The sequence below is a fragment of the Litoribrevibacter albus genome (assembly GCF_030159995.1).
Classification (GTDB): Bacteria; Pseudomonadota; Gammaproteobacteria; order Pseudomonadales; family Litoribrevibacteraceae; genus Litoribrevibacter; species Litoribrevibacter albus.
The window spans coordinates 1-11,167 of record NZ_BSNM01000015.1 but is presented as its reverse complement, the minus strand read 5'-3'; the positions used below and the strand labels follow the sequence as shown (position 1 = coordinate 11,167).

Sequence of the window (11,167 nt, the reverse complement as noted above, 5' to 3'; positions counted from 1 at the left end):
CCATCAGGGGATGAGCTTCATCCCCCGATGGTATTTAGGCAGATTACCTCAATCACTCATTCGAAAGGGAATCAGCAAGTCGCACCAGCTGGATAAACTCATTGCGATAACCAAATGGATCATCGCCTTTGGCCTTCTGAGCAAAATTGATCATATCCTGATATTCAAACCCTTGCAGATATTTATTATTGCGAAGCTTTTGACCAAAGCCAGCGACCACGGCGGCAAAACGGAAATCCTGACTTGCCGATGCGAAGGCATTGACCTCTTTATTCAGAACAATCGGCTGTTCAATCAAATGACTCTTATCTTCGCTGGGTTGTTTATAACGAAGTTTTAAAAACGCCAGTTCAGGAGAGTTTTTGACCTTGGTATCGTTTCTCATATCGTTTGATTGATAACGTAAAGGCTCCAGACGCTGACCTTGAGAATCCACCAAGGCCAACTCATAAATCGCCGTAACCTTATGGCCTGCGCCAATCTCACCGGAATCGACCTTGTCATTGTTAAAATCTTCACGCGCCAACATACGGTTTTCATAACCGATCAAACGATATTCAGCCACCCATTGAGGATTAAACTCCACTTGAATTTTCACGTCTTTGGCTATGGTCATCAGCGTCGAACTCAGTTCTTCCACCAGCACTTTTCGGGCTTCGTGCAGCGTATCAATGTAGGCATAATTGCCGTTACCAACGTCCGCTAATTGCTCCATAAGGTGATCGTTGTAGTTGCCTCGACCAAAGCCTAAGGTGGTCAACGAAATTCCGTTTTTACGTTTACGTTCAATCAATCCCTTAAGTGCTTCCACATCACTCATTCCAACATTGAAATCACCATCAGTCGCCAGCAATACCCGATTAATTCCGTCTTTCACAAACGACTGCTCAGCCAAACGGTATGCCAATTGAATGCCTTGCTGACCGTTGGTTGAGCCACCGGCTTGCAGTTGTTGCAATGCCTGTTCGATCTTAAATTTTTCATTACCGGCGGTCGGTTCAAGCACCACTCCCGAAGCACCGGCGTAAACCACAATCGAGACTTTGTCTTTATCGGTCAGTTGGTTGGTTAACATCAAAAGGGATTTTTTCAGCAAAGGCAGTTTGTCTGGTGAACTCATAGAACCCGATACATCCAAAAGGAAAACCAGGTTCGCTTGAGGTCGATGCTCCTTGGCCGGTTCAAAGCCTTGCAGCCCGACCCTTAACAATAAATGGTCGTCAGACCAGGGCGCTTTTGCCAATTCAGTATTCACACTAAACGGTGCCTTAGACTGATCTGGCTGAGGGTAGTGATAGTCAAAGTAGTTAACCATCTCCTCCACCCGAACCGCATTCTTAGGAGGGAGAACACCCTGGTTCAGGATGCGGCGCACGTTGCTGTAGCTGCCGGTATCGACGTCAATACTGAAGGTCGACACAGGTTGTTCGGCCACCGATTTGATGCTGTTGATTTCAAGGTCGGCGTAATTTTCATTTTGCAGATCCTCTTCGTCCATCATTCCAGGGTAAGATTCAGGAAGATCCGGTGGCACAAAACCGGGGGCAGGCATGGTACTCATGGACGCGTTTGGCATCGCTGCAATCGACATCGTAGTTGCAGTCGACATCGTAGCAGCAGGATAGGCGGATGGCGCAGCCCCTTGATAACCTTGACTCACAGCCATATCACCGGACAACTTTTCGGCCTTCTGCCGCGCGACTTTCACTTTAGGTGCTACCGGCTTGGATTCCATGGCCCGTTCAAGACGTTCCTGTTGATACTCAACCTGAGCTACAGAGCGATCGGTTTCGTCGGTTTCAACATCTCCGGCCTCAACATCTTCGGCCTCAACAGTGAGTGAGGGTTGAGTGCTGTCTAGATCATCACGCGTTGTTTGAGATGCGGATGTGCCGTTGCCACTTTCAGGGGCTTCATTCAATGCACACCCGGACATGCTGCCAATTGTCAGACTACCCATCGTTAAGCTGCCCAGCATGATCAAGGAAATCGTCCAGGGTAACGGCTTATGTTTTACTGTTAGGGCTTTCTCTGTATTTGGATTGTAAATGGTCATACTGTGCTCCGTTGTATTCAATAGATTGCTTGTTCAAAACACGCTTCTACTGACTACAAACGGAGCTGATGAAAAAAGGGGTTAAATTTTTTTAAAAAATTTCTCAGTCAGAAAAATTAATCATGGCAGACACGATTTCGGCCTTCATTTTTAGCCCGATACAACTGCTTATCAGCTCGTGATACCAACTCTTTCTCACCATCCCCTTCTTCAATACTGGTTACACCAAAACTCACCGTTACCTGTCCAACAGGGGCAAAATGGGTATTCTGAATACTGAGCCGTAACTTCTCAGCAATAATGATGGCTTCTTCTTTGGCGGTGGCCGGGCACAAAATCAGGAATTCCTCGCCGCCCCATCGACCGAACACGTCGGTGGATCTTAGTTGCCCACTGATTAGTCGGGCAATATCAATCAAAAGCCGATCCCCCACCGGGTGACCATGCTGATCATTCACACGTTTGAAGTTATCAATATCGAGACTGATCAAAGATAAATCGGTTCGGTAACGTTTAAACCGATTCACCTCAAAGGTAATGGCTTCATCTAAGCGCAATCGATTGGGAATCGATGTCAGCGCATCGGTATGTGATAAACGATCCAGCTCTTCAGTACGTCGTTCCAACAGGTCATATGCGTCACTGAGCTTTCTGTTGTACCGGGATAAAGTGACAGATCGATAACCCAGCAATATTAAAATGATAAAGGAGATGAGTGCGATTTGTGCGGCAAGATCGTAATCCTGGCCGAGTTCATATTTCACCTTCACCCAACGACTGACAATCTCTGCGTCATCTTTTGGCTCGATGGCCTCCACTGCTTTATTCATAATGGACAGTAGAATGGGCTCATCCTTTTTAACCCCCACTCTTAGATCATTCCGATAGTTGGCTGGCCCAACGATTTTAAGGTTGGACAAGCCCAACCGCTGAATACGTTCTGTGATAATAAATAGCGAACCGATGGTAGCGAAGACATCGCCTTTAGAAACGGCTTCCAACGTCTGATCAGACGACTGATATTTCACGATTTGAATGTAAGGATGATCACGTTCAATTAACTCTTCATACACATAACCATCCACCAGCGAGAGATTCTTCTTGGCAAGCGCTTTCAATCCATCCATGTAGCCTTCATTATCACGAGTCACAATCACCACCGGAGACGAAATATAAGGTTCGGTAAAATTGAGGTAACTGGATCGCTCCTGACTGTGATTGAGCAGACTAAGAATCTGACAACGACCTTCTCTGAGAAATTGATCGGATTGAACCCAGGAGTCTGTTACGACTAAAGAGAAGGTAAGCCCGGTCACTCGGCTGAACAGATCAAAATAATCCGCTGCGATGCCAATATGCCGACCATCGGATGAAATGCTTTCAAAAGGAAGCCAATCGGGATCAACACATAAAGTGACCTGTTTGTGTTGTTGTATCCACTGAACTTCTTCCTCGGTAAACCTCATTGAATGCGCATGAGTGAAAGCGCCTATGAGCAGACTACAAGAACTTATGAACAGCACTGCGAGTTTCTCTCGCCAGGTTATCATTCAGTCGCTCTCCTTACTTCAGAGTCAAACGCGTCGAATTAGTGTGAGATAAATCTCTAGGTGGCTCTTTGACCCAGTATAGAAAAAAGCGTCTGATTTCAAAGAAATGTAGGACTGTAGCGGAATGCGAAGGTGAATGAATCAGGATTTAAGTAGTCGAAATGACAAATTAGAGCCAAGCTTTCTGAGCCCGAAGCCGTGAAAAACAGCCATAGAATGCGACGTTTATGTCATCTTCCGCCTAATACGAGACAAATCAAAAACATTCCTCAAAGATGGGATTTTAATTTTCCCATAAATGGCGCATCATCGTAGCGAAATTGACAATAATAAAAATTGACCAGTTAACTGTGATCGAAAGGTTCCACGTTTAGGGATGTAGAAGGACGCTGTCATGTTAAGTTTTCGTGCCAAACTCGTTAAGAGAACACTTGAGAAAAGTATCAAGCCCTTACTCAACCCAACAACATCCATCGGCGTACAACGCCGGGTAATGGACTTAAGCCTTCAGCTTAATCTTCTCCCTTCTGGAACAAAGATATCTCCGGTTGAAATCCGGGACATTCCTGCCGAATGGATCAGTAACGTTCACTCCAAAGCATCCAATACCGTGATCCTGTACCTTCATGGTGGTGCCTACAATATCGGTTCCACCAAGTCACACCGTAATTTGGTGGCTCATCTGGCTAAAGCCTCTGGGGCAACCGTTCTGTTACTGGATTATAAACTGGCCCCTGAATTTCCATTTCCTGCCGCATTAACAGATGCCGTGGACGCCTATCAATGGCTTCTGGAACATGGTCACCAAGCGGATGATATTGTCATCGCCGGCGACTCTGCCGGTGGAGGGTTAGCATTAGCAACGGCGTTATCGCTCAAGGATCAACACATCCCACAACCTTCTGCACTTGGCTTAATCTCTCCCTGGACCGATCTCACCCTCTCCGGTGAAACAGTAAAATCAAAAGCGCATCGAGACCCGATGATTCGTAAAGATTGGCTGGAAACCATGATCAATAACTACGCCATCGACTTGCCGTCGGACTCCCCTTTGTGTTCACCTATTTTCGCGAATCTTGAAGGCTTACCTCCAATCTACATTCAGGTGGGTGAGGATGAAATTTTATTGGACGATGCGATGCGCCTGGCTCAGAGAGCCGAAGCTCAGGGCGTTTCAGTCGTTCTCGAAATATGGGAAGAGATGTGGCACGTCTGGCATTTCCAGGCGGGCTTGCTGTCTGAGTCGAATGAAGCGATTCAACAATTAGCCAATTACATTTGCCCGAACGACTGATAGATCGCTCATAAGTCAGCATCAAATACTCAAATGAATACGGGGATTCGGCCCTGCAGCTCGCTTCGTGCCTCAGCAAACTAATACTATTTAGTATCCTGTTTCTGACGTTCAAGCACACGTTTATGAATGCTGGTCTATACTCTTCGAAGGTCATCGACTAGCCGACAACTCGAATCAACCCATGCCACTACTATAAAAAAATGTATCAATTCAAAGAATTAGCAATAACCAAATACCTATCGCTGCTTTTTATTTCCTGTTTTAATGCAGTAATGATCTCGCTGCCAACAGTGCAATGCCATGCGGAAACACTGCGTTTAGCGACCACGACCACGCTTCATAACTCCGGACTACTGGACTACCTACTCCCGAAAATAGAAAACGACATCCAAACCAAAATTGATCACAAAGTCACCGCCACTGGCCAAGCATTACGACTTGGAAAATTAGGTGAGGTGGATGTGTTATTAGTACATGCCCCCGCAGCTGAGAGGAAGTTTGTTCGCGAAGGCTGGGGAATCGGCCGTTATCCGGTGATGAAGAACAATTTTTTATTGGTCGGGCCACAAGATGATCCGGTTCAAATCAAAGGGGCTAAGAACCTCTCCTCTGTTTTTTTGAAATTCACCAGTGGTAAAGCCACATTTGTTTCCCGTGGAGATCAATCCGGCACTCACAAGAAAGAAGTTTATCTCTGGAACAAACATGCTCTCTTTCCTGTGGGCGCCAGTTGGTACTACGAAGCCGGTCAGAATATGAAGAAAACGTTGGCCTACGCAAGTAAAGTGGGTGCATATACTCTGGTAGACAAAGGCACCTGGCTGGCTCATAAGGCGTCATCAACGTTGGCGGAACTGTACACGGATGACCCGGATTTAATTAACGTTTATTCCGTGATTCTAATTAACTCAGAACGACATCATATCAACATTAAGGAATCCAGTGATTTCCTGGATTGGTTTCTTTCCGACAGAGGACGACAGGTCATTTCTGAATTCAAGATAGAGAATCAAATGCCCTTCGAAAGCATCTCCAGTCGATAACGGCTAAACAACGAAAAGTGCGTATAGGTTAGGTATTAGGATGACTCGCCTATGAAGTTAAACACAAGACTCATCAGCTATCTGGTTGTTAGCTTTCTTGCCGTGATTGCACTTCAAGTATGCCTGCTCGTCTTTTTCCTTAATAACATGCAACAAGCCAACGAGTTACGTGCCCAAGCTACGAAAAATGAAGAAGCCGTTCATCTCATTGAGTTATCTCTGCTAAAACAATCCTTTGCGCTTAAGAACCTGTTTATTCGTGGTCACGACCCCTCAGCCTATTACTTATATCTGGAATCATTTTTCCAACATGAACGACAAGTCTATCTTTCCCTTTCAAAGATCAAGCAAGCGGCAGAAAAGTCGCCTGAACTGAAAACCAACTATGACAAGTTGCTTGGCAGTATTCATTCCAGTAGTAAAGACTACAGAGCGGCAATTGAAGCCTACTCGGATACCAATACCAATGCCCATCTGGTTGCGGATCGCTATACCACTATTGAAGATTTGATCCTGGCTGATCTCAAAGTATTCTCCGACCAAATTAACGAATACAGCCAACGTGAAATCACCCTACTCAACACGGATATCCGAAATGGCATCATCGTCCTCTTGCTCAGCTCGATTATTGGTGGCTCATTACTACTAGGGAGTTTAATCTGGTATTTCCGAATCCGCTTCCTGATTCCGCTAGAGTCAGCCATCGATACCGCCTCAGCCATTGCACAAGGTAAAAAAGATTTAAGAATGGTTGTGTCGGATGATCATTCGAAACGACAAGATTTTGATGTCTTTGCCATTGCGTTCAATGAGATGTTGGACAGCTTGGAGAAGAAAAACCTAGAGCTAAAACAAGCGATGATGCAGCTGTCCACTGCAGAAAAGTTATCATCACTAGGGAGCTTGGTGGCAGGCGTATCTCATGAGCTCAATACGCCTATCGGCGTTGCCTTAACGGGGTCCAGTTGCCTTGGCGATCGAGCCGGAGAAATTCAAAAAGCGATGGAAGAAGGTTCCATCACCAAACAACAACTGACCATTTTTCTCGATGAAATCCAATTAGGCTCAACCCTGATCGTCGACAACATCCGCATTGCCTCTGAATTAATTCACAGTTTTAAACAGGTGGCCGTGGATCAGTCCAGCGAACGTAAACGTAAGTTCAATTTAAAAATTACGCTCGAAGAAGTGCTGGCGACCTTGTCACCTACACTGAAGAAAACACAGCATAAAATTCATTTAGAGGTTGAGCCCGACATTGAAATTGACAGTTACCCCGGGCCGTTAGGTCAGGTCATTACCAACCTGATCAACAATTCATTGATTCATGGTTTTGATGGTCTGCAGCAGGGTAATATCTATATTTGGGCAAAAGCGCAGAACCACTGCATTTACTTAAACTACCAGGACGACGGAAAAGGCATTCCGCTGGATCTTCAAAACCGTGTATTCGAACCCTTTTTCACCACGCGTATGGGCCAGGGCGGCAGTGGTTTGGGTATGCATATTGTGCATAATATTGTGACAGGAATACTTAGAGGGAAATTACACCTAACCTCTGACGCCAATCAGGGCATTGACATCAATATCGAATTTCCGATGTCCGTAGACCCCATTACTGACATCAAAGCCATTGCTTAGGACAGCTGAATGACCAGACCACAATCCGCCATTTTAGATGGCCAGAATTCTCGATTCTTTTACTTTTTGGAATATCAACTGCTTGAAAGCACTTCAACTGAACACGTGATCAAGACGCTCAAATCCATTGGAAGTGCATCGGGTGTTCACCAATTAATTGCCTTTGGGCCTGAGCTGGCAAATCAACTGCTTCCTGCAACAGCGACTCTGTCACTCTCACCAATGCACACGCTTTCAGGGCCGGAACATCAAATGCCGTCAACTCAAGCGGACTTACTGTTCTGGCTGCACGGCATCGACAACAGCGATGTCTATGATCAGGTATTAAAGATCCAAACCTCCTTAACGGGTCTCGCCAAACTCACACTGGATCAACCGGCCTTCACCTATCACGACAGTAAAGATCTCATCGGTTTTGAAGATGGCACCGCTAACCCTAAAGAGGATGCACGACTGCCCGTTGCCTGCATTCAAGACGATTCAGAAAACCACAACGGCGCGATTGTATTTACCCAAAAATGGCGACATAAGTTGGAGCAGTTTCTTTCTCTGCCCGTCACCGATCAGGAAAAAATTGTCGGGCGAACCAAAGTCGAAAATATTGAATTGGAAGGTGACGACATGCCGGCTGATTCACACGTCAGCCGCACCGATGTAAAACTGGATGGCGAAGCCATGAAGATTTACCGCAGAAGTGCACCCTATGGAAATGCCACAGATAAAGGGCTGATGTTCCTCTGCTTCGCTTGTCATCAAAAACGTATTCAGATTCAGCTGGAACGAATGGTTGGCTGTACCGACGACGGGCTTTCTGATCACCTGATGAAATACTCAGACCCAATATCAGGCAGTTACTTCTATGCGCCGTCACAAGTCCAGATGGATACACTATTGAAATAACATTGACGTGCCTGTTGCGCTATAAACCGAACTTGGCCGGTTGACCTTCTCCTTTCGAACGCAGTTCTACTTCACGGAAGTGTTCAACCGCCTTGATCAACGCAGAATGCGCCTCTGCGGCCTGACCGGAGTTCAGAAAGTGCTCCAAAGCTTCGTACACATGCTCAAGCTCTGTGAAACGATAGTTTAAACTCAGTAAGCTCTTAGCCATAAAATGAGGATCTTCTCCTTGCTCCCTCATCTTTGCTGCGGTCTCTAACGCTATCGATAATTGCTCACGGGTTGGCGTAGACATTTTGCCTCTCACATATTAAGTGTCTACTTAATAACCTAGGACTTTGTATGGATTTTTCAAGTTTTACGTACCGCACTTAGTTAATTCCATTCTATTTAGTACGACGCATATCAGAAAATAAAACGCCCCATCCTCATATCCTGATTTTTTTGATAAAATCGCGCGTCAAACGCCACACCCGACCGCCCTACACCATTCAATTTTTTGGACCATTCTTTTACTATGCATTCACAAGTCATCATTATCGGCGCCGGTGCAGCTGGCCTTATGTGTGCCATTTCTGCGGCTCAGAACGGCAAACAAGTTACAGTTCTGGATCATGCAAACAAGGCAGGCAAAAAGATATTGATGTCCGGGGGTGGTCGCTGCAATTTCACTAATATATTTACCGAGCCCGACAACTACCTTTCTCAAAACGAGCACTTTTGTAAGTCGGCGTTATCACGTTACACCCAGTGGGATTTCATGGCGATGGTCGATAAACATGGCATTCCTTATCATGAGAAAACCCTCGGGCAACTCTTTTGTGATAACAAATCCTCCGACATTTTGGGCATGTTATTAACCGAATGCGAACAAGCGGGCGTGAACATCCTGCTAAACCATTCCGTTGAAGCCATAGAGAAAGTTGAAGATCAATTTGAACTGATCGTAAATGGCCTCACCTTCCAGTGTGAGTCACTGGTCATTGCTACCGGTGGCCTTTCCATCCCCACCCTAGGCGCTACGGGTTTGGGCTATGACATCGCCCGTCAGTTTGGCCTCAAGGTTCTAGACACATCGGCAGGTTTGGTTCCTTTTACCATTACCGACCAACTCAAAAACTGGTGTACCGAACTCTCAGGCACAGCCATCGACTGCGTGGTCAGCTGCAACGGCCAATCCTTTAAAGAAGCCTTCCTGTTCACCCATCGCGGCCTTAGCGGCCCGGCCATGCTTCAGATCTCCTCCTACTGGAAACCGGGTGACCGAATTACCATAAATTTGCTGCCAAACGACAGTGCACTGGATTGGCTTCAAGAAGCTAAAACCGAACGCCCGAATACCGAACTCAAAACTTTGCTGGCAGAGAAATTCACCAAAAAAGTAGCGGCACTGATGTGCCAGGACTGGTTCGAATCCCGAGCATTAAAAACCTACAACGAACCTCAATTAGCCGAGATTGCAAAACAGTTAGAAAGCTGGGAAGTGACGCCATCCGGTACGGAAGGCTACCGGACCGCCGAAGTGACATTAGGTGGCGTCGACACCGACGAAGTCAGCTCCAAAACCTTTGAAGCCAAGAAAGTAAAAGGCCTGTACTTTATTGGCGAAGTGCTCGACGTAACCGGGCATTTAGGTGGCTTTAACTTCCAGTGGGCCTGGGCAAGTGGGTACTGCTGTGGACAGTCGTTGTAAGAGAATAACCTCAGCTTAGCCGCTGCTCTTTTACATGAGATAAAAATCTACTTCTACGACATTGCAGCCATCCGCTAAAACTCTAGATCGTTCTAAACGTCATTAGAATTGCCTCATTGCTGAGACAGAAATGCCTGGCTGATATCCGTCTTTGAAACGCTTTTTGGGATACCTTGAACCCTAAGTTTCTGTTAATTATGAAGACTCTAAATTTAAAGACGCATTTTAGGAATTCAAGAAATACATTCTGCAGACGCAATTTGGGGTTAAAATACTTGTTAACATGTATTAAGTTATTGTTTTAACGATATATGTGTCAGAGGTCGGGACGCATTTTGGGAAAAACTGATCTGCGTCCATAGGGACGCAGAATTCGCTGTTATGCTAAGAAGAATTTACTATGACTAGATTTTCGGCAGATAAAAGCGAAAATATTTTATTGGGTGTTCCTACTAAAGAAGACCCAATTTTGGTTGTTTGTCCGAAGTGTAAATCTAAAGCAGCAATTATTCCGGCTAATGAAAGTGAATATAAGGCTACTTGTTTCCAGTGTGGTTTTAATGAGTTAAAAAAAGCAAATCATAAACAGTTCAATTGGTATTCTGATAATCCTACAGATGGAGTGTTTGGTTTTGATCTTTGGTTGAGAACTGAATGTAATGGTAATTCCCTTTGGGCATTCAACAAAGAGCATTTAAACTTTCTCAACGACTATGTTTCGGCACATTTACGAGAAAGATCAAAAGATGAAAAATGGGGTTGGAGCAATTCATCTTTAGCAAGTAGACTACCTAAATGGATAAAGTCTGCTAAAAATAGAGAAAGTATATTAAAGTCAATAACTGTATTAAAATCAAAAGCATAACATCTATATGACCGGGGGTTGTCAAGGCGCAAAAACCTGAAGGCCCCTCCAAGGTCAGAGCTCGATTCTTAATAATCTGTTCTGTTTCCTCTTATTGGCACCACTGCCGATTCTTTCATTAC

The 11,167-nt window shown here is 45.3% G+C and carries 9 protein-coding genes; 6 read left to right on the top strand and 3 right to left on the bottom strand.

The annotated features are described in order from the left end of the window. Nucleotides 1-52: 52 nt before the first annotated feature. Nucleotides 53-2,056 carry a vWA domain-containing protein gene (locus QQL66_RS12615; protein WP_284381846.1) on the bottom strand — a complete coding sequence of 668 codons (2,004 nt, stop codon included), beginning with the start codon at nt 2,054-2,056 and terminating at the stop codon, nt 53-55. Nucleotides 2,057-2,172: 116 nt separating this feature from the next. Continuing rightward, entirely contained in the window at nt 2,173-3,522 is a 1,350-nt protein-coding gene (locus QQL66_RS12610; RefSeq protein ID WP_284381845.1) for a diguanylate cyclase, read from the bottom strand. A 478-nt stretch (nt 3,523-4,000) separates the two neighbouring features. Here QQL66_RS12610 and QQL66_RS12605 point away from each other — a divergent pair, with 478 nt between their 5' ends. The 4 genes from QQL66_RS12605 to QQL66_RS12590 all read left to right on the top strand — a co-directional run bounded on the left by QQL66_RS12605 (nt 4,001) and on the right by QQL66_RS12590 (nt 8,487). After that, complete coding sequence (locus QQL66_RS12605) at nt 4,001-4,900, top strand: alpha/beta hydrolase (RefSeq protein ID WP_284381844.1); 900 nt, start codon at nt 4,001-4,003, stop codon at nt 4,898-4,900. A gap of 203 nt (nt 4,901-5,103) precedes the next feature. Further along, nucleotides 5,104-5,946 (top strand): ABC transporter substrate-binding protein, encoded by an 843-nt coding sequence (locus QQL66_RS12600; protein WP_284381843.1) that lies wholly within the window; start codon nt 5,104-5,106, stop codon nt 5,944-5,946. 51 nt (nt 5,947-5,997) lie between these two features. After that, nucleotides 5,998-7,587, top strand: a complete 1,590-nt coding sequence (locus tag QQL66_RS12595) for a sensor histidine kinase (protein WP_284381842.1) — start codon at nt 5,998-6,000, stop codon at nt 7,585-7,587. 9 nt (nt 7,588-7,596) lie between these two features. Continuing rightward, a complete protein-coding gene (locus QQL66_RS12590) occupies nt 7,597-8,487 on the top strand; it encodes a Dyp-type peroxidase (protein WP_284381841.1) in 891 nt (296 codons plus the stop codon). 19 nt (nt 8,488-8,506) lie between these two features. On the opposite strand, the gene QQL66_RS12585 is transcribed toward QQL66_RS12590, so the two are convergent. Beyond that, nucleotides 8,507-8,782 (bottom strand): hypothetical protein, encoded by a 276-nt coding sequence (locus QQL66_RS12585; protein ID WP_284381840.1) that lies wholly within the window; start codon nt 8,780-8,782, stop codon nt 8,507-8,509. Nucleotides 8,783-9,004: 222 nt separating this feature from the next. On the opposite strand from QQL66_RS12585, the gene QQL66_RS12580 reads away from it, so the two are divergent. Then, a complete protein-coding gene (locus QQL66_RS12580; RefSeq protein WP_284381838.1) occupies nt 9,005-10,180 on the top strand; it encodes a BaiN/RdsA family NAD(P)/FAD-dependent oxidoreductase in 1,176 nt (391 codons plus the stop codon). A gap of 400 nt (nt 10,181-10,580) precedes the next feature. Further along, nucleotides 10,581-11,045 (top strand): hypothetical protein, encoded by a 465-nt coding sequence (locus QQL66_RS12575; protein WP_284381837.1) that lies wholly within the window; start codon nt 10,581-10,583, stop codon nt 11,043-11,045. The last annotated feature ends 122 nt before the right edge of the window (nt 11,046-11,167 follow it).

Excerpts from the sequence above, each read along its gene's own strand:
- QQL66_RS12595 (WP_284381842.1), top strand. The coding sequence starts at position 5,998 with ATGAAGTTAAACACAAGACTCATCAGCTATCTGGTTGTTAGCTTTCTT.
- QQL66_RS12610 (WP_284381845.1), bottom strand. The coding sequence starts at position 3,522 with ATGAGGTTTACCGAGGAAGAAGTTCAGTGGATACAACAACACAAACAG.
- QQL66_RS12600 (WP_284381843.1), top strand. The coding sequence starts at position 5,104 with ATGTATCAATTCAAAGAATTAGCAATAACCAAATACCTATCGCTGCTT.
- QQL66_RS12605 (WP_284381844.1), top strand. The coding sequence starts at position 4,001 with ATGTTAAGTTTTCGTGCCAAACTCGTTAAGAGAACACTTGAGAAAAGT.
- QQL66_RS12585 (WP_284381840.1), bottom strand. The coding sequence starts at position 8,782 with ATGTCTACGCCAACCCGTGAGCAATTATCGATAGCGTTAGAGACCGCA.
- QQL66_RS12615 (WP_284381846.1), bottom strand. The coding sequence starts at position 2,056 with ATGACCATTTACAATCCAAATACAGAGAAAGCCCTAACAGTAAAACAT.
- QQL66_RS12580 (WP_284381838.1), top strand. The coding sequence starts at position 9,005 with ATGCATTCACAAGTCATCATTATCGGCGCCGGTGCAGCTGGCCTTATG.
- QQL66_RS12590 (WP_284381841.1), top strand. The coding sequence starts at position 7,597 with ATGACCAGACCACAATCCGCCATTTTAGATGGCCAGAATTCTCGATTC.
- QQL66_RS12575 (WP_284381837.1), top strand. The coding sequence starts at position 10,581 with ATGACTAGATTTTCGGCAGATAAAAGCGAAAATATTTTATTGGGTGTT.